This window comes from Ensifer sp. SL37, assembly GCF_026672675.1.
Classification (GTDB): domain Bacteria; phylum Pseudomonadota; class Alphaproteobacteria; order Rhizobiales; family Rhizobiaceae; genus Ensifer; species Ensifer adhaerens.
Genome location: NZ_JAPPRN010000001.1, coordinates 852,068 through 876,726 on the forward strand (window position 1 = coordinate 852,068; position 24,659 = coordinate 876,726).

Annotated in this window: 24 protein-coding genes; 15 read left to right on the forward strand and 9 right to left on the reverse strand. The window is 63.7% G+C overall.

All coding sequences use genetic code 11. The annotated features are described in order from the left end of the window. Positions 1 to 147: 147 nt before the first annotated feature. Complete coding sequence (locus tag OVA00_RS03835; RefSeq protein WP_034787952.1) at positions 148 to 912, reverse strand: SDR family oxidoreductase; 765 nt, start codon at positions 910 to 912, stop codon at positions 148 to 150. Between the two features lie 254 nt (positions 913 to 1,166). Here OVA00_RS03835 and OVA00_RS03840 point away from each other — a divergent pair, with 254 nt between their 5' ends. Continuing rightward, entirely contained in the window at positions 1,167 to 1,640 is a 474-nt protein-coding gene (locus OVA00_RS03840; protein ID WP_089042951.1) for a VOC family protein, read from the forward strand. 241 nt (positions 1,641 to 1,881) lie between these two features. On the opposite strand, the gene OVA00_RS03845 is transcribed toward OVA00_RS03840, so the two are convergent. Next, positions 1,882 to 2,577 (reverse strand): type 1 glutamine amidotransferase domain-containing protein, encoded by a 696-nt coding sequence (locus tag OVA00_RS03845; protein WP_089042950.1) that lies wholly within the window; start codon positions 2,575 to 2,577, stop codon positions 1,882 to 1,884. 122 nt (positions 2,578 to 2,699) lie between these two features. Between OVA00_RS03845 and OVA00_RS03850 the strand changes: the two genes are divergently transcribed. Together OVA00_RS03850 and OVA00_RS39915 are read left to right on the forward strand one after the other, a co-directional pair. After that, positions 2,700 to 3,593 (forward strand): LysR family transcriptional regulator, encoded by an 894-nt coding sequence (locus OVA00_RS03850; RefSeq protein ID WP_268088050.1) that lies wholly within the window; start codon positions 2,700 to 2,702, stop codon positions 3,591 to 3,593. 71 nt (positions 3,594 to 3,664) lie between these two features. Next, positions 3,665 to 3,940: a helix-turn-helix domain-containing protein gene (locus OVA00_RS39915; protein WP_089042948.1), complete on the forward strand. Its 276-nt coding sequence runs from the start codon at positions 3,665 to 3,667 to the stop codon at positions 3,938 to 3,940. A 19-nt stretch (positions 3,941 to 3,959) separates the two neighbouring features. Here OVA00_RS39915 and OVA00_RS03860 read toward each other — a convergent pair whose 3' ends face one another. Genes OVA00_RS03860 through OVA00_RS03870 form a run of 3 tightly spaced genes read right to left on the reverse strand, consistent with a single transcriptional unit; the run spans position 3,960 to position 4,947 of the window. Next, positions 3,960 to 4,175, reverse strand: a complete 216-nt coding sequence (locus OVA00_RS03860; RefSeq protein WP_250807164.1) for a hypothetical protein — start codon at positions 4,173 to 4,175, stop codon at positions 3,960 to 3,962. A gap of 41 nt (positions 4,176 to 4,216) precedes the next feature. After that, the gene (locus tag OVA00_RS03865) at positions 4,217 to 4,627 is read right to left on the reverse strand and encodes an SRPBCC family protein (RefSeq protein ID WP_034787666.1); all 411 of its coding nucleotides are present in this window, start codon (positions 4,625 to 4,627) and stop codon (positions 4,217 to 4,219) included. Beyond that, positions 4,624 to 4,947 (reverse strand): ArsR/SmtB family transcription factor, encoded by a 324-nt coding sequence (locus tag OVA00_RS03870; protein WP_034787670.1) that lies wholly within the window; start codon positions 4,945 to 4,947, stop codon positions 4,624 to 4,626. The genes OVA00_RS03865 and OVA00_RS03870 overlap by 4 nt, the downstream gene beginning before the upstream one ends. Positions 4,948 to 5,163: 216 nt before the next feature. Here OVA00_RS03870 and OVA00_RS03875 point away from each other — a divergent pair, with 216 nt between their 5' ends. Further along, positions 5,164 to 5,742 carry a flavin reductase family protein gene (locus tag OVA00_RS03875; protein WP_268088053.1) on the forward strand — a complete coding sequence of 193 codons (579 nt, stop codon included), beginning with the start codon at positions 5,164 to 5,166 and terminating at the stop codon, positions 5,740 to 5,742. Positions 5,743 to 5,876: 134 nt separating this feature from the next. Here OVA00_RS03875 and OVA00_RS03880 read toward each other — a convergent pair whose 3' ends face one another. Further along, on the reverse strand, positions 5,877 to 6,413 hold the full coding sequence (locus tag OVA00_RS03880) for an invasion associated locus B family protein (protein WP_089042946.1): 537 nt from the start codon (positions 6,411 to 6,413) through the stop codon (positions 5,877 to 5,879). Beyond that, positions 6,413 to 9,466: an autotransporter family protein gene (locus OVA00_RS03885; RefSeq protein WP_268088055.1), complete on the reverse strand. Its 3,054-nt coding sequence runs from the start codon at positions 9,464 to 9,466 to the stop codon at positions 6,413 to 6,415. Before OVA00_RS03885 ends, OVA00_RS03880 begins: the two co-directional genes overlap by 1 nt. A gap of 229 nt (positions 9,467 to 9,695) precedes the next feature. Between OVA00_RS03885 and OVA00_RS03890 the strand changes: the two genes are divergently transcribed. From OVA00_RS03890 to OVA00_RS03900, 3 genes are all read left to right on the forward strand, one after another. After that, positions 9,696 to 10,790, forward strand: a complete 1,095-nt coding sequence (locus OVA00_RS03890) for a sensor histidine kinase (RefSeq protein ID WP_268088057.1) — start codon at positions 9,696 to 9,698, stop codon at positions 10,788 to 10,790. A gap of 122 nt (positions 10,791 to 10,912) precedes the next feature. Next, positions 10,913 to 12,001 carry a sensor histidine kinase gene (locus tag OVA00_RS03895; RefSeq protein ID WP_268088059.1) on the forward strand — a complete coding sequence of 363 codons (1,089 nt, stop codon included), beginning with the start codon at positions 10,913 to 10,915 and terminating at the stop codon, positions 11,999 to 12,001. Further along, positions 11,998 to 12,801, forward strand: coding sequence for a LytR/AlgR family response regulator transcription factor (locus tag OVA00_RS03900; protein ID WP_034787682.1), 804 nt, complete (start codon positions 11,998 to 12,000; stop codon positions 12,799 to 12,801). The genes OVA00_RS03895 and OVA00_RS03900 overlap by 4 nt, the downstream gene beginning before the upstream one ends. Before the next feature lie 10 nt (positions 12,802 to 12,811). On the opposite strand, the gene OVA00_RS03905 is transcribed toward OVA00_RS03900, so the two are convergent. Then, positions 12,812 to 13,705, reverse strand: a complete 894-nt coding sequence (locus OVA00_RS03905; RefSeq protein ID WP_060529296.1) for a LysR family transcriptional regulator — start codon at positions 13,703 to 13,705, stop codon at positions 12,812 to 12,814. Between the two features lie 147 nt (positions 13,706 to 13,852). Here OVA00_RS03905 and OVA00_RS03910 point away from each other — a divergent pair, with 147 nt between their 5' ends. The 3 genes from OVA00_RS03910 (at position 13,853) to OVA00_RS03920 (ending at position 17,879) form a co-directional block, all read left to right on the forward strand. Further along, entirely contained in the window at positions 13,853 to 14,464 is a 612-nt protein-coding gene (locus OVA00_RS03910) for a glutathione S-transferase family protein (protein ID WP_268088061.1), read from the forward strand. Positions 14,465 to 14,523: 59 nt separating this feature from the next. Then, the gene (locus OVA00_RS03915) at positions 14,524 to 16,590 is read left to right on the forward strand and encodes a 2Fe-2S iron-sulfur cluster-binding protein (RefSeq protein WP_268088063.1); all 2,067 of its coding nucleotides are present in this window, start codon (positions 14,524 to 14,526) and stop codon (positions 16,588 to 16,590) included. A 68-nt stretch (positions 16,591 to 16,658) separates the two neighbouring features. Continuing rightward, complete coding sequence (locus OVA00_RS03920) at positions 16,659 to 17,879, forward strand: adenylate/guanylate cyclase domain-containing protein (protein WP_268088065.1); 1,221 nt, start codon at positions 16,659 to 16,661, stop codon at positions 17,877 to 17,879. Positions 17,880 to 17,889: 10 nt separating this feature from the next. Here the strand turns inward: OVA00_RS03920 and OVA00_RS03925 are convergent, their stop codons facing one another. Then, positions 17,890 to 18,183 (reverse strand): DUF6074 family protein, encoded by a 294-nt coding sequence (locus tag OVA00_RS03925; RefSeq protein ID WP_060529299.1) that lies wholly within the window; start codon positions 18,181 to 18,183, stop codon positions 17,890 to 17,892. Between the two features lie 335 nt (positions 18,184 to 18,518). Here OVA00_RS03925 and OVA00_RS03930 point away from each other — a divergent pair, with 335 nt between their 5' ends. From OVA00_RS03930 to OVA00_RS03950, 5 genes are all read left to right on the forward strand, one after another. After that, positions 18,519 to 20,237: an ABC transporter ATP-binding protein gene (locus OVA00_RS03930; protein ID WP_268088067.1), complete on the forward strand. Its 1,719-nt coding sequence runs from the start codon at positions 18,519 to 18,521 to the stop codon at positions 20,235 to 20,237. A 97-nt stretch (positions 20,238 to 20,334) separates the two neighbouring features. Further along, positions 20,335 to 21,897, forward strand: coding sequence for a D-aminopeptidase (locus OVA00_RS03935; RefSeq protein ID WP_268088068.1), 1,563 nt, complete (start codon positions 20,335 to 20,337; stop codon positions 21,895 to 21,897). A gap of 78 nt (positions 21,898 to 21,975) precedes the next feature. Continuing rightward, the gene (locus OVA00_RS03940; RefSeq protein WP_060517761.1) at positions 21,976 to 22,761 is read left to right on the forward strand and encodes a pseudouridine synthase; all 786 of its coding nucleotides are present in this window, start codon (positions 21,976 to 21,978) and stop codon (positions 22,759 to 22,761) included. A 229-nt stretch (positions 22,762 to 22,990) separates the two neighbouring features. Continuing rightward, positions 22,991 to 23,968 (forward strand): tripartite tricarboxylate transporter substrate-binding protein, encoded by a 978-nt coding sequence (locus tag OVA00_RS03945; protein ID WP_034787709.1) that lies wholly within the window; start codon positions 22,991 to 22,993, stop codon positions 23,966 to 23,968. A gap of 219 nt (positions 23,969 to 24,187) precedes the next feature. Then, positions 24,188 to 24,649, forward strand: a complete 462-nt coding sequence (locus OVA00_RS03950) for a tripartite tricarboxylate transporter TctB family protein (protein WP_034787711.1) — start codon at positions 24,188 to 24,190, stop codon at positions 24,647 to 24,649. Positions 24,650 to 24,659 lie beyond the last annotated feature (10 nt).

Genomic DNA, 24,659 nt, shown 5'->3' on the forward strand with positions numbered 1-24,659 from the left:
CCTCTGTAGTCCGCCTAAATTGGACTTATCGTCTGCATATGTGGACGATCGAGATTGAAGGATCTCGGCGAACGATGCCTGATTTTCGCCGAACGCCATTGGGGCGTTCGGCAATGTATCGGATCGGTCTCTGACAGGGCCCCGCCGCTAGGCGGAGCGAGCCGGAGACGGATAGAGGCCGCCTTCGTCGGCATCGACGGTGATCGACAAGGTTACATGCCGCGGCCGCGTCAGCGCGAACAGCACTGCCTCGGCGATGTCCCGGTTCGTCGCCGCCTCGCCCTTCCGTCGACTGCCGGCCGCCTCCCATGCGCCATCAAGCGGCGAGATGTCCTCAATGTATGGCGGGTGGACGACGATCGAACGGACGGGGGTACCTGCAAGCTTCTGGCGCAGGCCATCGGCCAGGGCGGCCTGCGCCCGCTTGGCAGCATAAAAGGGCACGGACACGGTCTGGAGTGCGGCATTAGGCAGGCCGCTGATCGAGCCGATCGTGACGATATCCGGCCGGGGCGAGTGAGCGAACAAAGGCAGCAGCCCCTGGGTGAACAGGAAGGTCCCGGTAACCGCCGCGTTGACGACGCCGAGCACCGCGTCATCAGGATGATCCTCGTCACTGTCCTCGAGCCACATGGCGCCGTTGTTCACGAGGATATCGATGCGTCCGTTCTCGGCCTTGATGCCCTCGACTGCCGCAGCCACGCTTTTCGCATCCGCAAGATCGAGCGCAACGGTTTGTACCCGTCGCCCGAAAGCACGGACAATCGGTTCGGCCACGTCCGTGAGCGCGCTCTGGCTGCGCCCGCACAACACGAGAGCGCAGCCCGCTTCGGCCAATGCATAGGCCAGGGCCGCTCCGAGGCCGCGACCAGCACCTGTTACCACCGCAACAGTTCCATTCAGTTGTATCATCCGCATCCCCTAGGAGCGCGCGAAGAGAAGCCTCGCGCGCGTATCGAGGCTGCACAATTAGGTATCAGCGGTTGAATTTCCAACGGGAAAGCGCCGGATGCGACGACCCGGCGCACATGCCTTCGACGCGCGTTCCGTCGGGCAAAGGCAAGTGCGGGAAGATTTCAGGGTGGAGAAACGGGGGCGCCGACCTATCTCGCAGAGCAGGTGGCGAAGGAAACGGCCCCTCCGGCTTCAAAACGAAAGGACGCGTCATGGCCAAGAACACGATCTGCCTCTGGTACGACAAGGAGGCCGAGACGGCCGCTCGCTTCTACGCCGAGATCTTTCCCGATAGCCGGGTCAGCGCCATGCATCGCGCGCCCGGCGACTTTCCGTCCGGCAAGGCGGGAGACGTGCTGACGGTGGAGTTTACGGTCGCCGGAATTCCCTGCCTCGGCCTCAACGGCGGGCCGATGTTCAAGCACAACGAGGCCTTTTCGTTCCAGATCGCCACCGACGACCAGGAGGAGACCGACCGCTACTGGAACGCCATTGTCGGCAATGGCGGACAGGAGAGCGCCTGCGGCTGGTGCAAGGACAAGTGGGGCATTTCCTGGCAGATCACGCCAAGGGTCCTGACCGATGCCCTGGCGGCCGGCGGCGCCGAAGCAAAGCGCGCCTTCGAGGCGATGATGACCATGGGCAAGATCGACGTCGCTGCGATCGAGGCGGCGCGGCGCGGCTGAAGCCTTCGCTCCGACGGAACTTTCCGGCCCGAGACGGCTTACCCAATGGTGTGCGGGCAGTGTCAACCGGACGCGACAGGGATGGTGAACATGGCGGTTTTTCCGGTTTCCCGCCATGGCCAACGCAATGGCAGTCGAGCGCCCCACCTGTCCGGTTCGCCTCACGCTGTCGGCGACGCATCGCCGGCAGCACGATCGGGACAGACTTGCCGAACCTTTCCAAGTGCCCGGCTACGCGGGATCAGGCACTCAGGATATCGCGAAGCGCCTCGCCGACCCCAGTCGCCGACTGCGGGTTCTGGCCGGTGATCAGCCTGCCATCGACAACCACCTTCGATGTCCAGTCCGCGGCCGGATGGTGCGTCGCACCGCGCTCGACAAGCGTGCTTGCGAGCAGGAACGGGACCGTCTTGTCGAGGCCGACGGCGCGCTCTTCGGAATCGGTGAAGGCGCTGACGTTGCGGCCAGCAACCAGATAGCGGCCGTCGGAAAGCTTGACGTTTACGAGGGCTGCCGGTCCGTGGCAGACCGCCGCGACAGCACCGCCGGCCTCGAACACCGAACGCGTCACCCGGTCGACGGCGCGGCTTTGTGGCAGGTCCCACATGGCGCCATGACCGCCGGCGAAGAAAATGGCCGCGTAGCGGTCGGGATCGATATCATCGAGCCGAACCGTCGTGCGGATTGCGGCACGGAACCCTTCGTCGTTCCAGTAGCGGGCATTGGTCCCGTCATTGAGGTCGAGCCCGTCGACCGGCGGCTCGCCGCCCTTGATCGAAGCAAACTCGACGGCAATGCCGGCCGCCTCGAGCACGGCAAGCGGGTGGGTGACCTCTCCAAGATAGAAGCCGGTGGGTTGGCCGCCCTCCCCCTTGATGCCATGGCTGGTGAGCACAAAGAGCACAGGCTTTTTCGGAACGGATGTCGTCTCTGGCATCATTTTCTCCTGGTTGAAGCGAGCCTGACATTGCGGCTCTAAATTGATGCTGCTTATTTATTGCTTCCATCTGCGGCGATAAATGCGCCGCCCAGGAAATGATCTGGTCTTCAGAGGCAAAAATGCGTCGCTTCGATCACCTCGCCGATGTCGAGGCTTTCATCACCGTCATGGACAAGGGGTCGATGACCGCAGGAGCCGTCGCGCTGGCCACGACGCCTTCCGTGCTGAGCCGCGCCATCACCAGGCTCGAGACGAAGCTCGGCACGCAGCTGGTGCGGCGGACGACGCGGCGCATCAGCCTCACCGACGCCGGGCGGGTCTACCTCGATCAGGTGCGGGCGGCCTTCGAGACAATCGATCAGGCCGAACGCGCCATTCAAGGCGACGGCGTTGTTGCCGGACGCGTTCGGCTCAGTGCGCCCACGACCTATGGCCATTTCCAGCTGCCGGAAAAGCTGACCCGCTTCGCGACGAGGCATCCATCCGTCACCGTCGAGCTGTCGATTGCCAACCGCAATGTCGATCTGGTCGCCGAGGGCTACGACCTTGCCATACGCCTCGGCCAGCTCCCCGACAGCGGCATGATCGGCAGAAGGCTCGAAGACGCGCCGTTGAGGCTGGTCGCCTCGCCCGGTTACGTCGCGCGGCGTGGCATGCCGCGTTCTGTCGACGAGCTCGCAGCACATACCTGCCTGCCCTTCATCATGCCGAGCAGAGGGCGTCCGGCCCCATGGCTGTTGCGCGTCGCCGGAGCCGACCTCGACTGGATACCCCATGGCCCGATCCAGGTGGAGGACGACGTGCTCGGCACCGTCTCGTTGACGGAGGCAGGCCTCGGGATCTGCCAAACCTATGATTTCATCGCGCGCGACCGCCTGGCGCGCGGCAGCCTGGTCGAGCTTCTGCCGGAATTCGGTGGCCGGTCGCGCCCCTTCTCCCTCATTTATCCGCCGCACAGAAACCTACCGGCTGCGACCCGAGCATTGATCGACTGCCTCGTGGAGCAGGACTGAGGGAAGCGCTCGTCAGTTCGCGCCGTGGCCGTGGTGCCACCGCGCGCAATCAGCGGATCCGCAGTATGACAATGAGCAGCGATTTTGCGCCCTATCTGCTTCGCTGGTCGCTTGTGCCCGATGGTGCGCCGATCGTCGCGCGGTTGAGCCGGCTTCTGCCGGTCCTTCGAAGAGGAGAAGCGGCCATGTTGAAGATCGCGAGCGAACCGGAAGAGAAATGGGAGGTCGCCGCCCGCTGCGGCTTTGCCGATGCCGATACGCTCCGGCGCGCCTTCATGCGACATGTCGGCGTCACGCCGGCCGAATATCGCAAGCGCTTTGCCAGCCCGGCTCTGTCCGCGGATTGAGCCGGGCTGGCGCTATTCCCTACTCCGCCGCCTGCATCCTGCCCTCGGGCTTGCCCAGATAGGGCAGCACGAAAAGGTAAATGCCGGTCGGCAGCAGCACCGCCAACGGCGGCAGGGGCAGGTAGTAGACCCATTCGGGGAGCGTGATTACTGGCATGCCGGCAAAGATGGCGGCAACGGCCAGGGAGAAGAGCAGCGACGTCCAGCGATGGATTTTCCGGATCAGGGCGGTCATTCTGGCACCTTGGGTTTGAGCAACGGTCGTGAAGGCTGCGATCAGTCGAGTTTCGCGACGACGTCTTCCAGCTGGGTGAAGAAGCGTGGCCATCCGACCGTCGCGCCCTGGAAATAGGCCTTCTGATCGGCTCTGAAGCCGCGCTGTTCCATGCGCAGGCTCGTGCCGCCCCTGGCGGGCGCGAGCGTCCAGGTGACGACACTGGTCAAGTCCTTGGTGTCCCAGCGATAGGCGAGCGAGCGGTTCGCCTCGATCGTCTGAACCTCGCAATCGACCTGGCCCCAATCGGCCGAAAGGGTGAAGCGACGGCCGACTTCGGGTATGAAATCGTTGCGCATCAGCCATTCGGCAATCAGATGCGGCTGCGTCAGCGCGCGCCAGATCTTCTCCGGCGGATAGGGAAAGTCGCGTTCGACGACGACAGAGCGGGTGGTTTCCGTTGTTTCGATCATTGGTCCATTCTCTTCAGGAGATCATCGAGATCGTCGAAGCGGTCCTGCCAGAAGCCGGCCATCTCCGTCGTCCAGTCAACCAGCGTCGCGAGCGCTTCGCGCCGGGCGCTGTAATAGGTGTAGCGGCCCTCATGCCGGTCGTGCACGAGCCCTGCAGCCTTCAGGATCTTGAGATGCTTGGACACGACCGGCTGCGAAACCCCGGCATCGGCCAACAAGCCGACGACCGTGGTATCCCCCTGGCGGCAAAGGTGTTCGAAGAGCCCACGGCGTGTGGGATCGGCGAGCGCCCGAAAAACCGCGTCCTGTAACTCAGTCATATCTCATACCCGTTTGGCTATGAGATGACGTATAGCCAATCGGGTATGTGTTTGTCAAATGCTTATGTTTCGTCGGCCCGCATCCCTTTCAAGTGCCATAGCCGCTGCCGTACCGCCCCTCCGGCACCGCGAAAGCTTGCGCTTGTTGGCGAAATGCAGCGCCCCTATAGAGAGGCATGATCGGTCAATGTCCGCCAATGGCGGTGAGGTAGTCTGATGGTTTCGCATATTCGTGCCGTTCCTCTCGAAAAGGCATACCGGCTGCTGAACCATGGCCCGACAGTCCTGGTTTCCGCCCGCCATGGCGGCGTTCAGGATGTGATGGCGGCAGCCTGGGCCTGCGCGCTCGATTACGATCCGCCCAAGCTGACGGTCGTGCTCGACAGCGCCACCCGTACCCGCAGCCTCGCGGAGGAAGCGAGCGTGTTCGTCATCCAGGTGCCGACCGCCGCCCAGGCGGTGCTGACCCATGCGGTGGGCACCACGAGCCTTCACGACGATCCCGACAAACTTCGCAACGCCGGCGTCGAACTGTTCGACATGCCGGACTTTGATCTTCCGCTTGTTACCGGCTGCTCCGCCTGGCTCGCCTGCCGGCTGATCAGCGAGCCGTCGATCGAGAGCCGCTACGACCTGTTCATCGGCGAAGTCTTCGCGGCCTGGGCCGACGATCGCGTGTTTCGCGACGGGCATTGGATGTTCGAGACGGCCGATCCGGCCTTGCGCAGCCTGCACTATGTGGCGGGCGGGCATTTCTACGCCATCGGCGATGCGATCGACGTGTCCTCCCGATAGGCCGAAAGCGCCCACCAACGGTGGCGCGTCCGGATGGCGACGCTCGGTTCCCCCATGGAGAAGACCCGGGAGGCTACGCACCTTAAAAAAGCCGGCCGAAAGCCTGGCGGTGAAGCGAAGGCCGTGACGTTGCCTCAGCTCTTTCCGGACAGGGCGATCACCCGGTCGAGTGCTGCAGCGAAGCCCTTGAGCGAGACAGCGAACGCCACGTCCTTTTGGCTGTCGCTGGCGAACGCGCCGATCTTCAATGCCGTGCCGCTACGAAGCAGCGCAACCGTCGCTTCGGTGAAGGTCAAAGGCACGATGCAGCCGAGCGGCAAGCAGGTGCGGAAGCGGGTCGGCTTGCCGCCGGTCGCGTCGTCGACGCCAAGCGTCACGCCCTTGTCCAGATAAAGACCGAAGGGGAGCGCGAGGCTCCCCTCAAGCCCGGCTTCGGCCGCCGTGCGAAGCTCGATCGTCAGCACATGCTGACCGCTCTTGTGGAACTGGCGCTGCGAGAGGAGGCAATTTTTCTTTCCCTCGATCTCGGCGCAGGCGACGCTCCAGTCCTCGTAGGTCTCCGAAAGCTGGGAGGGCGCCGCGGGTTTGCCGGCGGCGTCTTCCCCATGAAGCGGCGTGATGGCGACGAACGTCGCCATCAGCATTGTCGACAGCCAGACGAACCTTCGCATCAGAAGCGCACGTCGAGCTTGGCGTCGACCGCGTTCTGCGTCGTGCCCGAACCGAACTGGCCGGTATAGGTGATGCCGAGGCTCGCAGTGCCGGTCAGCGCGAAGTCGATGCCGGCTTCGATGATCGCCGCATCCTCGGCGATCGGCGTACCGGCGACCGAGAAGGCGCTGCCCGTGCCGAACGCCATCGACGAGAACGGGGTCGTATCGCCGAAGGCATGCTGCCAGCCGAGCATGCCGCGCAGCTTCGCTTCGGTTGTGCCAAGGCTGAGCGGAGCCGAAGCGCGAAGACCGAGCGTCGTGAAGGTCGTATCCGTCGTGTTGCTCCGGGTCGACAGAGCCGCCGCACCACCGCGCTCGGTGAATCCGTCGGTGTGCAGGCTGACATAGGCGAGGTTGGCGAACGGCTCGAGCGCGACACTCGGCAGGTCGATGCGGTAGCCGACTTCACCGAAGGCCTGGAAGGTGCCGGCGTCATAATCGGCCTTCAACTGATCGCTGAAGCCCGGAAAGGCGACATTGCGCGACGTGTTGATCGAATGCCAGGTGTAGGCAAGCCCCGAGCGCAGTGCGACGTCGCCCCACCGGCTGCCGCTATAGACACCAAGGTGGTAATTGTCGCTGTTGCCGCTCGCCGAGCGGCTGTCGACGTCGAAGTTGGTCCGGCTGTAGCCGGCCATGATACCGACGAGCGCATTGTCCGAGATAGCCGCGTCGAAACCGGTAACGAAACCGCCGGTCGACTGATCGAGCGCACCGGCGTTGCCGTTGCCGTCGGTGTTGGTCCAGGAACCGAACACCTGGCCCCAGCCGACCATTGCCGGCGGCGCGACGGGTACAGCGTTGACGGCGGCAACAGCACCCGTCGTGATCTTGTCCTCTGGACCGTAAGCGAGAACCGGAACGTTTGCCGCACCCACGTCGCCAAATGCATCGCGAATGCGGTTGTTGGCGGCGTTGCGCAAGAGACTGCTGTCGTTGATCAGTGCCGTCTGCGCCGAGGCGTGAACCTCACCGGACAGTTGATCGAAGGCGCTGCGCGCGGCATCTCCATCCTGAAGGATCAAGGCGTTGTAGAGCCCGAGCGACGGACCGCTCTGGGCAAGCGTGTTGAGGGCAAGCGCCGTCTGCCGCTGGTTACCGGTGGCCGCTTCACCTTCAAAGACACCGGGTTCGGGCTCACCCGGCTTCGGTTCGCCTGGCTTCGGCTCCTCGCCCGGCTTGGGTTCTTCTCCCGGCTTCGTACCGCCGTTCTTGACCTTGATCTTGAGATCGACCTGCTTTTCCTGCTGGTCGAGCGACACTTCCAGGAAGGCGGACTTGGAGATCGCCTCGGCGAATTTTCCTTCGATTGCCCGATCGGCGGTCAGGATCGTATAGGTCTGGCCGGTCTTATAGCTGGTATTGGCATCGAGTGCCGTGACCTGCACGTTCGTGCCGCTGCCGATCTTCGCGATGCCGGTGTTGTCGTTGGTGCCGATGCTCTTGACGACGATGCGGTCGGAGCGGCCGTCGCCGGCGATGTCGGCCTCGTAGATCGAGCCGGTCGCCATATCCAGCCGACCCATGATCGTCAGCGTGCCAGTGGAATTGTTGCCGGGCGAAATGATCGCCTTCTTGTCGATATAGGTGTTGCCCACCGTGCCCGAGCCGCCAAGCCGGCCGAAGGCCGAACTGCTCCTCGATTCACCCCAGACGTTCACTTCACCGGTATAGAAACGGTCGCCCTCGATGCGTCCCGTCGCACCGTCGACGATCAGCGAGCCGTTGGTGACCTCGAAGTTGGTCTCACTATAGTCCAAGGGGCCGTTATCCGAGTCATTGTCGATCGTGTCGACGTTGCCCTTCACCACCAGCTTGCCGCCGGAAACGTTCACCTTGCCATAGAACTTCGACAGGTCACCGGTAAGGATGGTCTCGCCGGAGAAATTCGAGATCATGCCCTTGCCGACCATGACATTGCCGAACTCGTAGCCGGTGTTCGTATGGTTGAAGTTGACGTAGCCCCGGCGCGGCCCGAAATCGATCTTCGAGGACGAGTTGACCGTGCCGGCGCCCTGCGCCTGCCGTGCAACGGGTTCGGCGATATTGTTCAGATCGACGGCACCGCCGATCGTCAGATTGCCCATGCCCTCATTGTTGATACCGCCGACGCCCGAAAGCACGATGTCGCCACCAACCGAAAGCTTAGCGCCGTTGGCGACCGAAAGATTGGCGCGACCAGCCTCGCCGATCGTCAGCTTGTCGGCCACCTTGAGTTCGCTGCCGGCGCCGTCGATAACGGCCTGGATGGTGTCGGTGCTCTCGTCCTCACGCAGGATCGCGGTGTTGGTGGAAACGACAGCGCCCTTTTCGACGGTAAAGCTGTCGCCGATCGTGAATTCACCGGTGTTGACCCAGCGCGTATTGTCGCCGGTGACGAGCACCGTGCCATTTTCGAAGTAGGTCTTGTTGGTGTTGACGAGGCCGCCGTCCTCGATCCGAACTGTAGCGGTGTTGAGCGTCAGTGCACCGTAAGCGACCCCCAGGAACTCGGTGTTTAGCATGGAACCCGCGCCGCGCACCACGAGCGTTCCGTCGCCCTCCTGCAGGGCGCCGACATAGGTCTCCTTAGCCGAAACCTTGCCGCCGTTCTCGACGATCAGCGTGCCCTTGCCGCCATAGATACCGCCTTCGAAGCCGCCAACAAAGAGCATGCGGTCGCCGTTGGGATTGGCATCGACGATGTCCCAGGTCGAGCCCGGCCCGGAGACGACGACCGTGCCGACGCTGCCGCGACTGTCTGCGATGTAACCATCGGTACTCTCAACCTTGGCACCATTGTTGATCGTCAGTGTCGCGCCGCCCGGCCCGCCGCGGATAACGAGATTGCCGTTGATCGTATGGTCGCTGGACCACGTTGTGTCGTTTGGAACCAGCAATCCGGCCGCCTTTGCCGGCGACGGCACGAGTGGCACGGCGGCCAGAGCCAGTGAGAGCAGGCCGGCGCGACCGAGCGCCGTCGAACTCAGAAGGTTGATCCTCAAAACGTCCGCCTTCGCACAGGTATTCAATGTCTGCCCCTTTTCCTTTTCATTCGTGGGCGCACAAATCCCAGGCGAACGGATTCGCCGGGAAAGCACGGGTCATGGGGCGGCTATAGCAAGCCCGCAAAAAGCGAGAATTCGGCTTTCTGCAAACGGCAGATTGCGGCGTCGAAGGGCTGTGGGTTTCTGCAAACGGCTTGTTTTCGGCGACGAACGGCGGTCGACAACCATATGGACTTGAAGGATAAAACCTCGCATGGCGCGAGGACATGAGACGGTTTTGCCTGACGAGGCTGGATATGCCGCAAGCGTTCGGCGGGCGACGCTCTTCCTCGGGCTCCTCTACCAGTTCATGCAGTTCGTCATCAGCAGTACGCTCTGGGCTTTCCTTGGATATAACCCGATTGCGATCGCGCCGATCACCCTGATCCTGATGCTGAACGGGACACTCATGTCCTATGCGATGGCAGTGGCACTCTTTCGCTTCCGGGGCAGGTCCATCCTCTTCAAGCTTCTGCTCGGCTCCGCCCTGGCGCTCGTCGCCGCAGCGATCAATGCCAGCATCGATCTCCTCAGTCACGGCCTGATCGAGCATGGCGATCCGGGCCCAATCAACTGGACCAATGTCGGCTACACCCTCATCTATTGCATGGCGCTGTTTCACGGATGGGCGTTTCTCTACATCGCCCTTCTCGCCAATTACGAACTGCGCGAGCGGGAACGCCGGCTTGCCGTGACACGGGAGGAAGCGCTGACGGCGCAGATGCGGGCGCTGCGCTACCAGGTCAATCCGCACTTCCTGTTCAACACCTTGAACTCGATTGCCGGGCTGATCGAAGAGGGCGCATCGACGACCGCCCGCCGCATGGTGCTCTCGCTCTCCTCCTTCCTGCGCACGACGCTCGAGCTGGATCCGATGCAGGACGTTTGCCTTGCCGACGAGCTGGCCTTGCAGCTCGGCTATCTCAACATCGAGGGCGAACGCTTCTCCGACCGCATGCGGGTCAAGCTCGACATTGCACCGGGCCTGGAGCAGGCGCTGGTCCCGAGCCTCATCCTTCAGCCATTGATCGAAAATGCGATCAAGCACGGCGTCGGCGGTTCGATCGGCGTGGTCGAGATCGTGATCCGGGCGGCAAGGCAAGGCGAGACGCTGGAGCTTTCCGTAGAAAACGACATGGCGAACGAGCCGCCCCGCCCGGCGAATAAACCTGCCGGGACCGGCACCGGACTGAGGAATGTCGCCGACCGCATCAAGGCCCGGTTCCCCGAGGTCGGAGCCTTCATATCCGGCCTCGTGGCACCACACCGTTTTCGGGCAGCGATCACCATGCCGCTGCGGCTGGTCTGATCGCCGCTCTCCGGCCAACGACGGCCGGCAAAGGTCGAAAGTCCGGGCCTTTCTGCAAACCGCTCGATTTGGCCGACGAACGGCAATCGACATCGGTGGCCGGTTGAAGGATAAAAATGGCCATGAAACCTGAGGACGACGCAAGATCGGTGGACGAGAGCGCTTACATCGCCAGCGTGCGGCGCGCGACGCTCTGGCTCGGTTTTCTCTACTGGTTCGTGGAATTCCTCATCAGCAGCATTCTTTGGGCGATCCTCGGGATCGACCCGATCATGTCCGCGCCAGGCAAGCTCCTGTTGATGTCCTGCGGCATGGTCTTTTCCTATGGCATCGCCGCTGCGATGTTCGGCGTCCGCCATCAACACATCGCGCTGAAGATCGTCGTCGGCTTTACGACCGCTCTGATGGCTGCGATCGCCAACACCGGCGCCGACTTTCTTCTCTATCTTTTCATCGTGCGTCCCGACCCGATCACGCCCGATTGGACCAGCATCGGCTACACGCTGGTCTACAGCATGGCGACCTTCGTCGGCTGGTCCTTCTTCTTCGTGGCATTGCTCTACAGCTTCGAACTGCGCGAGCGCGAGCGACGCCTGGCGATCACGCGCGAGGAGGCACTCGCCGCACAGATGCGGGCGCTGCGCTACCAGGTCAACCCGCATTTCCTGTTCAACACACTGAACTCCATCACCGGCCTGATCGAGGAGGGGCAGCCCCTTGCCGCGACGCGCATGGTGATGTCGCTGTCCAACTTTCTGCGCACGACGCTGGAGCTTGACCCGCTGCACGACGTGCGGCTTGCCGACGAACTCGCGCTCCAGGCCGGTTACCTGCATATCGAGGGCGAGCGCTATTGCGACCGCATGAGGCTCCGAATGGACATCGACACCGGTCTCGAGGATGCCTTGGTGCCAAGCCTCATCCTGCAGCCGCTGATCGAAAATGCCGTCAAGCACGGGGTCAGCCGCTCGCCGGATCAGGTGGAAATCGTCATCAGCGCCGCCAAAGTGGGCCATGCGCTGGAAATCTCCGTCGAAAACGATATTGCGGCAGCACCCGAAACCGAGCGGAGGCCGGGCACGGGGATCGGACTCAAGAATGTAGCCGATCGCGTCCAGGCTCGTTTTCCCGGCGTCGGCGCCTGCGTTTCGGGTCTCGTCACGCCCGGTCGTTTCAGAGCTGCAATCACAATGCCGCTGAGGCTTGCATGAATGAAATCCAGACTGTTCCGCTTTCGATCCTCGTCATCGACGACGAGCCGCTGGCGCGGCGGCGCCTTCTGCGCCTGCTCGGCGCCATGCCCGCCGTTGAGGTGGTGGGAACGGCCGGCAACGTGCAGCAAGCCTGCTCCATGGTTGCCGAGCTTTCGCCGGACGCGATCCTGCTCGACATCCAGATGCCGGGCGGCACCGGCTTCGATGTCCTGGAACGGCTGGGCGACCACGCACCCGCAGTCGTTTTCGTGACCGCCTTCGACCACTATGCGCTGCGCGCCTTCGAAGCCGCCGCGGTCGACTATGTCACCAAGCCGATCGAATCCAGCCGCCTGCGCACCGCGATCGAGCGAGCCCGCCTCGCAATCGCCGCACGCACGAGCGCCGAGCGGGTGCTCGAACTCAACGAAACCGTGACGGCGCTGCGCCAGGCGCTGCGCAAGCACGAAACCCAGACCGGCGACCTTTGGATCAAGGCCCGGGGAGAATTCGTGCGGATCGCGCTCGACCGGGTCGTGCGCTTTCAGGCGGAACGCGACTATGTCCGCATTCACGTCGAGGGCCGGTCCTATCTGCACCACGAAAGCCTCGCCTCGCTCGAGCGTCGCCTCGATCCCGCAGAATTCCTCAGGCTGCATCGCAGCTCGATCGTGCGCCGGGACTGTATCGTGGGGCTGAAGCAGGCCCCCTTCGCCGCGCTCATCGCCCTTCTCTCCGACGGCAGCGAGATTCGCGTCGGCCGAACCTACGCCCGACACATCCGCCCGACGACCGGCGAACGCAGCCAGCCGGACTAGCCGCCGCCCACTATCGCAGGACCGCGCGCAGCCGCGGGGCGGCGAAGTCGACGAAGGCCCGGAGCTTCATCGGCACCAGCCCCTGCGGAAGATAGACGAGCTGGACCGGCAGCGCCGGGTGCTCAAAGTCTTCCAGCAGCGGCACGAGCAGGCCGTCCGCCACTTGGCGCGCCACCTGATAGGAAAGCACCCGCGTCAATCCAAGACCGGATATCGCCGCGTCGACGGCGGATTCCGCGGTATTGACGATAAGCCGCGACCGGATCGGCGCGGCCAGCTCGCGCCCGCCGTCGAGGAAACGCCAGACATGGGCGGCCGTGACGTTTTCGAAGGTGATGCAATCGTGATCGGCAAGTTCGCTCGGGTGCCGGAGCACGCCATGCCGCGCGACATAATCGGGGCTTGCATAGACCACCCGGCGCACCGTGCCGATCTTCGTCGCCACGAGATTGCTGTCGGGCAGGTTGCCGATCCTCAGCGCCACGTCGATGTGATCGTCGACGAGATTGGCGAACCGGTCGCCCAAGGCGAGCCGCATATCGACCTCGGGATGGGCCTTGAGGAAATCGACCACGACGGGAAGCACATGCAGGCGTCCGAAGACGATGGGCGCAGAGACCGTCAGATCGCCCTTGATCGTGCTGTATTCGCCGGCTGCCACCCGTTCCGCCTCTTCGACGCGGGCAAGGATCTCCTTGGCAGCCTCGACATAGACGCGGCCCGCCTCGGTCAACTGGATCCAACGGTTGGTCCTGGTGATGAGTTGCGCGCCCAGATGCGCTTCAAGCTCGGAAACCTTCCGGCTGATCGTGGCCAGCGGCACCTTGAGGTGCCGGGAGGCGGCCGACAGGCTGCCGTTTTCGATGACGGCGATCAGAACCCCCATGGCGTCGAGACGGTCCACTTTTATCCTTCCATAATTCGGAAATCAGACTATCGAAATCGCATTCTACTGCCAAAAATTGGAAAGTCATAGATTGATCTCGGAGGCGGTTCATTCCGAACCGCCGGAGGGCCGTGACGGTTCTCAAGCTCTTCGAGGACATCTCCCATGAAACTCTACCGCCATCCGCTCTCCGGCCACTCGCACAGGGCGCAGCTTTTCCTGTCGCTGCTCGGCGTGCCGCACGAGCTGATCGACGTCGACCTCAAGGCGCGCGCACACAAGGCGCCGGAATTCCTGGCGCTCAATCCCTTCGGTCAGGTTCCGGTGCTCGACGACGAAGGCACGGTCATCGCCGACAGCAACGCCATCCTCGTCTACCTCGCCAAGAAGCTCGGCCGCATCGACTGGCTGCCGGAAGATCCGGCCGCGGCGGCGAAGGTGCAGAAATGGCTCTCGGTTGCCTCCGGCGACATCGCCTTCGGTCCGGCAGCCGCGCGTCTCGTCACGGTCTTCGGCGCCAATCTGGATGCAGAAGGGGCGATCTCCAGGGCCCACCGGGTGCTTGCACAGATCGATGCGGAGCTTGCCGGCCACGACTTCCTCGTAGGCGCAAGGCCGACCATCGCCGACGTCGCACTCTACAGCTACGTGTCGGCAGCACCGGAAGGCAATGTCGACCTTTCCGACTACGCCCATGTTCGTGCCTGGCTTTCGCGCATCGAGCGCCTGCCCGGCTTCGTCGGCTTTGAGAAGACCGCCGTCGGCCTCGCCGCCTGATCCAAGCTCCCCGGGGCGGCAACGCTGCCCCGGCCCCCTTCCAACCGGGACACCCGACCATGCCGGACAACGCACAGCAGAAAAAGCCGGATTCGCCGTGGCACGAAGGCGAACTCGCCATCCAGCGCAGCCTCGGCGTCGCCGAGCGCATGGATGCGACCGGGCGCAATTTCGTGCGCAGCTTCATGCCGGAGCAGCACCAGCAATTCTTCCCGATGCTGCCCTTCGCCATGTTCGGGGCCGTCGACGCGAGCGGCGATGTCTGGGCCACGATGCGCGCGGCAGCCCCCGGCTTCATGCAGGCGCCGGACGCCTGGAATCTCGATATACGGTTGCCGCGTGACAGGGATGATCCGGCCGATGCCGGCATGGAGGACGCGCACTCCATCGGCATGCTCGGCATCCAGCTCGAAACCCGGCGCAGGAACCGGTTGAACGGCGCGATCCGGCGCGATGCCGACGACGGCTTCACGCTCCGCGTCCGGCAGAGCTTCGGCAACTGCCCGCAATATATCCAGCTTCGCCAGTTCGCCTTCGTTCGCGACCCGCACCAGCCGGCCTCGGTGCGCCCGGTGCATGGTCGCGTGCTCGACGCCCGCGCCCGGGCCATCATCGCCAAGGCCGACACCTTCTTCGTCGCGTCCTACGTCGATCGCGACAGCGGCGAGCGCCAGGTCGACGTCTCGCATCGCGGCGGCAAGGCGGGTTTCGTACAGATCGGCGAGGACGGCGTGCTGACGATTCCGGACTTCTCCGGAAACCTGTTCTTCAACACGCTCGGCAATTTCATGGTCAACCCGCGCGCAGGACTGCTGTTCGTCGATTTTGCGGCCGGCGACATGCTGCAGATGACCGGCAGCGCCGAGGTGATCCTGTCTTCTCCGGAGGTCGCGGCATTTCAGGGCGCCGAACGCCTGTGGCGCTTCCGGCCGGAGAAGGTCATTTATCGCGAGGACGGCCTGCCGCTTCGCTGGGCCTTCGAGGAGGGCGGCTGGTCTCCCAGTCTCAATTCCACCGGCGACTGGGATCAGGCGAAGGTCCGGCTTGAGGCCGCGGCCCTTGCCGATGCGTGGCGCCCGTTCCGGATTGCCCGCGTTGAGGACGAGAGCACGACGATCCGCTCGCTCTACCTCGCGCCGGACGATGGCGTCGGGCTCATGGCCCATCAGGCCGGCCAGCACCTGCCGATCCGCATCAACGTCGGAGACGGCGAAAGACCGCTCGTCAGGAGCTATACGCTGTCCTCGGCACCGACGGATGGTCTCTACCGCATCAGCGTCAAGAAGGACGGCGTGGCTTCCCGGCACTTGCACGGACTGAAGCCTGGAGACCGGATCGAGGCGCGGGCGCCTGCCGGCAGCTTCACGATCGATGGAACCGAGCGGCGGCCCGCCGTGCTGATCGGCGCCGGCGTCGGCATCACGCCGATCCTTGCCATGCTCAAGCACATTGTCGCCGAAAGCCGCCGCAAGCGGCGCACGCGCCCGACCTGGATCTTTCAGGCCGCCCGCTCGCCGGAAGAGCGCGCCTTCGATCGGGAGATCGCCGACCTGGTCGCGGAAGGCGAGGGCAATATTCGTCTGGTGCGGGCGCTGAGCCAGCCGGCAACGGCCATCGAAAGCCAGGACTATGACATTGCCGGTCGCATCGACCTCACCCATCTCAAGGCCACCCTGCCCTTCGACGACTACGATTTCTATCTCTGCGGCCCGGCCGCCTTCACCCAGTCGCTCTATGACGGCTTGCGGGCGCTCAACATCGCCGATGCCCGCATCCATGCGGAGGCCTTCGGGCTGTCGTCGCTGACCCGGCGACCGGACGGCGGTTCTGGCCCGGTGATGGTACCGGCGGCGAACGCCCCGGTTCACGTCGTCTTTGCCAAGTCGAGCAAGGAGGCGCGCTGGCAACCGGGCGAAGGCACGCTGCTTGATCTGGCGGAGGCGCGTGGCCTGAAGCCGGAATACGGCTGCCGCAACGGCAGTTGCGGCACCTGTCGGACGCCAGTGCTGGAGGGCAGGGTGACCTACCCCTCGCAGCCCTCCTTCCCGGTCGGCGAAGGCGAAGCGCTGATCTGTTGCGCCGTGCCGGCGGAGAGCGAAACGGGCAAACTGCATCTTTCGCTCTGAGCCCTGGTTCGGCTATGGATGATGCACCACATCATCAGGCAGTCGACCTCGGCCGAGCGGGATGCGCCATGAACGACCAACAGCTACGCGATATCGTGCTCTGGCTTTCAGAACAGGGCCTGAAGGGACTGGACGAGCCGGAGCTGTTTGCCGGCTTCTGCGAGCAATGTCGGGCAGCCGGTCTCGACCTTGCCCGCGCGCTCGGGTTGATCGACACGTTGCATCCCGAATTCGAGGGGCGCGCGTTCCAGTGGAACGACGAAAGCGAGATCACGCCGGAGGTCATCCAATACGGCTCGACGACCACGGGCGAGGCGCTGCTGAACTGGCAGAATTCGATCTTCTACCACATGCTTTGCGACCGAACCGCGGAGCGCCGCATCCGGCTTTCCTCCGACGAGGGCACCACCTACAACATATTGGACAAGCTGAAAGACGAAGGCCACACCGACTGCGTCAGCATGATCCACCACTTCACCGACCAGGGCCGCGTCGGTGAGATGGACTGTTTCTATTCCTATTGGACGACGCGGAGCGACGGCGGCTTCAGCGACGATGACATCGCAGCTCTCCGTATCCTGCTGCCAACGCTTGCGCTGGCGGTGAAGGCAGGCTCATGCGTGCGGATCATCAGCACGCTTGCGGACGTTTATCTCGGCGCCGATGCCGGCCAGCGCGTCGTCAAGGGCAGCATTGCCCGCGGTTCGGCCGAACGCATCGAAACGGTCATGTGGTTTTCCGACCTGCGCGGCTATACGCGCATCTCCGACACCGCAGCACCCGACGAGATCATCCCGCTTCTCAACGATTATTCAGGAACCGTGATCACCGCCATTCACGACCATGGCGGCAGCGTGCTGAAGCTGATCGGCGACGGTGTTCTGGCGATCTTCAATGCCGACGATCCGGGGACCGCCTGCGCCAACGCAATCGCCGCCGAACGGCAGCTGCGCCGCATGCTTGCGGAACTCGACACCCGCCGGCAGGCCGAAGGCAAGCCGACCACCGAGGTCTATCTCGGGCTCCATATCGGCGAAGTTTTCTATGGCAATATCGGCAGCCAGACCCGCCTCGATTTCACCGTGGTCGGCCCGGCGGTCAATGAGGTGAGCCGCATTTCCTCGATGTGCCGTTCCGTCGAGCGGCACATGATCATGTCGTCTGATTTCGTCGAAGCCTGCCCGCCGGATGAACGGGTCCACGCAGTCTCGCTCGGCCGCTTTGCGCTGCGCGGCATCGCGAGGGCCAAGGAGCTGTTTACCTGGGATCCGGAATTGCCGGTGGCTTGAGACGCAGCGGCTACTGGCTCATCGCGCCTGCAGAAAGACGCGAGAGGTGGCGATGCTGCAGCTCGATCTGCACCTCGTCCTGAAAAACCAGAACCTGATGGCGCACTTCGTCTTCCGAACATCCGCAGGCAAAGAGCTCATCCGCTAGAGCGCGGCAGCGGCGGCGCCAGAATTGCAGCGCCTCGGCACCGTGCAGATCTTCAAGCTCGGCGGCAGCACTGCGAATGGCATGCAATCTCCTGACCACCGGAAACGGAACAATGGTGTTGGTTTCCGTGGCTTCCACTGATTGATTGATTGCCATCGTCTCGTTTGCCCCCTGGACTTCGTGCGTTGACGCGAACGCACAAAGACGCCCTACGCGTAGTGATATCGAGCAATGGCTCCGCTTCCGGTGTCCCCAACCGAAGGCGATTTGCTCTGCTGATTCCATTTCTACGAAGCCTATGGTTAACGTTTCCTTCCCACCGGTGCCGAAGTGAACCGATTGCGTCTCGCAGGTGCACGAGACATCGGTCGCGTCACGTGGCCGACACGCTTTCACGCTTTTCTGGGTTGGTTTCGATCCAAAAACATGACATTAAAAATCATCTTTCTATCAGCGCCCATGGCGCCCCCGCCCCCAGTGAGTGCACGTGCATGCTGAAGCGTTTCTTCGCGTTCTACCGCCCCTATCGCGGCCTGTTCATTCTCGACTTTTCCTGCGCCGTACTATCAGGCCTGCTCGAACTCGGCTTCCCGATTGCGGTGAAGCTGTTTGTCGACCAGCTCTTGCCGAGCCAGGAATGGACACTGATCCTGCTGTCCTCCGTGGGGCTGCTGATCGTCTACCTGCTCAACACCGGCCTGATGGCAACCGTCACCTATTGGGGCCACATGCTCGGCATCAATATCGAGACGGACATGCGGCGCATGGCCTTCGATCATCTGCAGAAGCTCTCTTTCTCGTTCTTCGACAACCAGAAGACCGGCCATCTCGTCGGTCGCCTCACCAAGGATCTGGAAGAAATCGGCGAGGTCGCGCATCACGGTCCGGAGGATCTGTTCATTGCCGTCATGACCTTCATCGGTGCGCTGATCCTGATGCTGATGGTGCATTGGCAGCTGGCGCTGATTACCGCCGCCGTCGTGCCACTGACCGCCTGGGTAACCAGCCGCTACGGCGGGCGCATGACCCGGAATTTTCGCAGTCTCTACGGCCGTATCGGAGACTTCAACGCCCGTATCGAGGAGAATGTCGGCGGCATGCGCGTGGTCCAGGCCTTCGCCAACGAGGCGCACGAGCGCAGCCTGTTCGAGACTGAGAACCAGAACTATCGCCGCACCAAGCTCGAGGCCTACCGCATCATGGCGGCCAGCACGTCACTGAGCTACATGAGCATGCGGCTGACGCAGCTGATCGTGATGATCACCGGCTGCTATTTCGTGCTGACGGGCGAGCTGACCAATGGCGGCTTCGTCAGCTTCCTGCTTCTGGTCGGCGTCTTCTTCCGGCCGGTCGAGAAGATCAATTCGGTGATCGAGACCTATCCGAAGGGCATCGCCGGCTTCAAGCGCTTCCTCGAACTGATGGAAACCGAGCCCGATATCGAGGATCGTACCGGTGCGACCGGCGTCGCTGACCTCAAGGGCGACATCACCTACCGCAACGTCTCGTTCGGCTACAGCGCCGAAAAGCCGATCATCCAGAATATCGACCTCGCGATCCGCGCCGGCGAGACGATCGCCTTCGTCGGCCCGTCGGGCGCCGGCAAGACGACGATCTGCTCGCTTCTGCCGCGCTTCTACGAAGTGATGGAAGGCGCAATCACTGTCGACGGCACCGATATCCGCGACATCACCCTGTCGTCGCTGCGCGGCCAGATCGGTATCGTGCAGCAGGATGTCTTCCTCTTTGCCGGCACCATTCGCGACAACATCGCCTATGGCCGGCTCGGAGCAAACGAAGCCGACATCCTGGAAGCGGCGCGGCGCGCCCGGCTCGACGGCATGATCGCCGCCCTGCCCGACGGCATGGACACGGTGATCGGCGAACGCGGCGTCAAGCTTTCCGGCGGACAGAAACAGCGACTGGCGATCGCCCGCATGTTCCTGAAAAACCCGGCGATCCTCATTCTCGACGAGGCCACCTCGGCGCTCGACACGGAAACCGAGAGAGCAATCCAGCAGTCGCTCGCCGAGCTTTCCAAGGGGCGCACGACGCTGATCATCGCGCACCGGCTGGCAACGATCCGCGATGCCGACCGCATCGTCGTGGTCGACGGCAGCGGCATTCGCGAGCAGGGACCGCATGCAACGCTGCTGGCCGCCAAGGGCGCCTACAGCCGCCTCTATCACGCCCAGGCAGGCGCCGGCTGAGGAGAGCTGTCGGCGCGGCATTGCAAGTGCCGGGAGGGGACGGTACGAACGAAGGCAGACACCGCCCTGCCCTTCGTCGGACCGATCCTTCAGCGCCATGACCACTTCCGAACTTTCCGCTCTCGAACGCGCCCTAAAAGCCCTGCCCCAACACTATCCCGGTCCCGGCGGCGTCGCCGGTGTGGTCCGGGATGGTCAGGTGATCCTCGGCTACAGCTGGGGCTATGCCGACCTGACCGCCCGCAGGCCGATGACGGCGACAACCCGCGTACCGATCTGCTCGATCACCAAGCAGATGACCTGCGCCGTGCTTCTGGACGTCGTCGGCGATCCGGCAAAGCTCGACCGCGCGCTCGACGCCTACCTGCCTCTGCTCGAAGGCAAGCGCCCGACCGTGGCCCATCTCTGTCACAACCAGTCGGGGCTGCGCGACTACTGGGCGCTGACCGTGCTGCAAGGCGCCAGGCACGACGGCGTCTTCCGCCGCGAGGACGCACGGTCCCTGCTCTCCTCCGCGCGGTCGACCCATTTCGAGCCGGGCACGCGCTACTCCTATTCGAACGGCAATTTCCGCATTCTCGCCGACCTCATCGAAGCGCATACCGGGCGCTCGATGGCCGAGCTCTATCAGCGTTCCGTGTTCGGCCCGGCCGACATGCAGACCGCTGCCCTCACCGCCGATACGAGCCTGCCCCCCGACGGTATCGTCGGCTACGAGGGCAATGAGACGGCTGGCTATTTCGAGGCGGCCAACAACATCTACTGGGCCGGCGATGCCGGTGTTTCCGCTTCGCTCAACGATATGCTCGCCTGGGAATGCTTCATCGACCGGACGTGGAATGACGAAAACAGTCTCTATCGCCGCCTGTCCGTACCGCAGACCTATGCCGATGGCCGCCCGGCCCATTATGGGTTCGGCCTTGCGCATGAAAAGATCGGCGACGTCGCCATCACCGGCCATGGCGGCGCGCTGCGCGGCTTCCGCAGCCGCAGGCTCTACGCGCCCGCTGAGCGCCTTTCGGTCGTGGTGATGTTCAACCATGAAGCCGACGCCCATGCGGCGGCGACCGCATTGATGAAGGTCGCCCTTGGCCACAGCGATGCAGAGCCCGCGACAGGCAACTGGGATGCCGACGGCACCGGCAGCTATCTGGATCCGGAAACGGGCCTCGCACTCGTTACCAGGCCCGCCGGCAAATCCCGCGTCGCGCTGAACTTCGCCACGGGTGCCGAAACGCTTGCGGTCGGTCCGGATGGCAGCGCGCAGTCAGCGGCCGTTACCCTTCGCGTGGAAGGCGCCTCGCTGCACATGGAGCGCCCGCGTGAGAACCTGACGGTTCACGCCGCGCGCATCTCTGGCGCCGCCAAGCCTGATATCGCCGGCCGCTACCATGCGGCAGAACTCGATGCCGATCTCGACATCGTCTCCACCAACGGCGTCTTCTATGGTGGTTTCGACGGATCGCTTGGCAGAGGCGCCATGCACGCCCTGCGGCCACTCGCCGAAGATGTCTGGCTGCTGCGCTGCAAACGCTCGATGGACGCGCCGGCACCGGGAGACTGGACCGTAGTCGTTTCGCGTGACGCAGAAGGCAAGGTGACGGGGCTGACGATCGGCTGCTGGCTCGCCCGGCGGATCGACTATAGCAAGATCGGCTGATGTCGAGATCGTGCCGCCGGCGATGCTCGCAGGCGGGACCATGCTGCACAAGATGACCAGCAACCGGAAGACCAGAACGTGAAACAGAAGCGACCGACAGCCGCCCGAGATACCGGCCGCCGCCCCGCGGCCGATACGGGAAAACGCGTGACGGTCGCCCGCGCCCTTTCCAAGCTTGGTTACTGCTCGCGCACGCAGGCCGAGAAACTGGTGCTTGAAGGCCGCGTCAGCATCAACGGGCGCAAGGCAACTGACCTCACCGCATGGGTCGATGTCGACAAGGACCGTCTCGCCGTCGACGGTAAGGCCGTGCTTGCCGAAGAGAAGGTCTACCTGATGCTGAACAAGCCGCGCGGGCTGGTGACGACCAGGCATGACCCGGAGGGCCGGCCGACGGTCTTCGATTGCCTGAAGAACATCGACTCCACCCATCTGTCGCCGGTCGGACGCCTCGACAAGGCGAGCGAGGGCCTTCTGCTGTTCACCAACGACACGGTGCTTGCGCAGCGGCTGCTCGATCCGGAAACCCATGTCGGCAAGGTCTATCACGTGCAACTGACCGGGCAGATCGACGACGCGCAGCTTGCGCAAATGGTCGCCGGCATCGACGAAGGCGGCGAGATGTTGCGGGCCGCCAGGGCCGAACGCTTAAGGGTGGGCGGCCGCAACATGTGGATCGAGGTGGAACTCGAAGAGGGTCGAAACCGCCAGATTCGCCGCATGCTCGATGCGCTCGGCTTCGAAGTGCTGCGGCTGCTGCGGGTTTCGATCGGGACGATCGCTCTCGGTGATTTGCCGAAGGGTGCTGCGCGTAACCTCACCGCCGACGAAATCGCCGATCTGAAGCGGCGCACCGGCCTCTAAGGCCGTTCCCGCGGCGCGCAGCCAAGCGCGCGATGGGTGGAAATCCACCCACGCGAGCACCGCCATGTTTCCGAATCCACCCAAAGCCGATCCAGGCTCCTGACAAATGCGTCGGATCGTGCGGACAGCCCGTTGTCTGTGCTAAGATTGCGTCCGCAAATGGGGGCATCCAGCACCGGCGTGGGAGGAAACCTTGCCGGCTGGCCATATTTCATCCGGGAGGAAGAAGATGAAAACCCTCAACGCATTGCTCGGCGCCGTTGCCGCCCTTTCCATTTTTGCCGTTTCCGCCAACGCACAGACCTACCCCGAACGTTCGATCACCATGGTCGTGCCCTTCTCCGCCGGTGGCCCGACGGACACGGTTGCGCGCCTGGTTGCTGAATCCATGTCGAAGGACCTCGGCCAGCAGATCATCGTCGAGAACGTCGGCGGCGCCGGCGGTACGCTTGGCGCCGGTCGCGTCGCCCAGGCCGATCCGGACGGCTACACCGTGCTGCTCCATCACATCGGCATGGCAACCAGCGCGACGCTCTACCGCAAACTCGCCTATGACACGCTGAACGCCTTCGAATATGTCGGCCTCGTCACCGAAGTGCCGATGACCATCGTCGCGCGCAAGGACCTCGAACCGACCGACCTCAAGGGTCTCGTCGAATATGTGAAGGCGAACAAGGACACGGTCACCGTCGCCAACGCCGGCATCGGCGCCGCCTCGCACCTCTGCGGCATGATGTTCATGAGCGCCATCGAAACGCCGCTGACCACCGTTCCCTACAAGGGCACCGGTCCGGCGATGACCGATCTCCTCGGCGGTCAGGTCGACATCATGTGCGACCAGACGACCAACACCACCAAGCAGATTCAGGGCGGCACGATCAAGGCTTACGCCGTCACCTCGCCCGAACGCCTGAAGGTCTTCCCGGACTTGCCGACGACCACCGAAGGCGGTCTGCCGAACCTGCAGGTTGGCATCTGGCACGGCGTCTACGCGCCGAAGGGTACGCCGGCTGAAGTGACCGAACGCCTGTCGAAGTCGCTGCAGGTGGCGCTCAAGGATCCGAACGTGGTTGCCCGCTTCGGCGAACTCGGCACCGAGCCGTCTTCGGACGCCGACGCCACCCCGGCCGCGCTGAAGACCAAGCTCGAAGGCGAGATCGCCCGCTGGAAGCCGGTGATCGAAGCGGCCGGCCAGTACGCCGACTAATCCACCGCTCATCGCGCCGCGCTCTCGAGCCATCTCGGGGCGCGGCGGTTCTGACATGGGCATGTTCCCGACGGTGTCCGGACAGGCGCCGTCAACAGCGGTTGACAGCTGTCAACGCGACGTTGCCCAATGTGCGAACCCGGCGCGAGCCGGCAATGCCAATGCGGGAGGCCGTCGACGCCTCGGCCCGGCTACCCCGCGAAAACAAATGGGGACACGATGAAATCACTCTCCTTCGATAGCACCAATGCGCTCTGCGGCGGGATCCTGACCGCGGTCGGCCTGTTCTTCGCCTGGCAGGCCTTCAACCTCGAGCTCGGCACAGCCTTCCGCATGGGGCCTGGCTATTTCCCCCTCGTGCTCGCGATCATCCTGACGCTCCTCGGCATCGTGATCCTCGTACAGTCCACCCGCGTCCAGGGGGAGCCGATCGGCGCGATTGCGCTGCGTGGCATGCTCTTCATTTTGCCGGCGCCGGTTTTCTTCGGCCTCACGGTCCGCGGTCTCGGCTTCGTCCCGGCACTGTTTTTCACGGCACTCATCGCCTGCTTTGCCTCCGGCCGCATGACGCCGCTTATGGCTTTGGCGCTCTCCGCAGCGCTGACGGCCTTCTCCGTCGCCGTGTTCAGCTATGGTCTCGGCCTGCCCTTCCAGCGCTTCGGCCCCTGGGTCCAATTCTAGGAGACGCGCA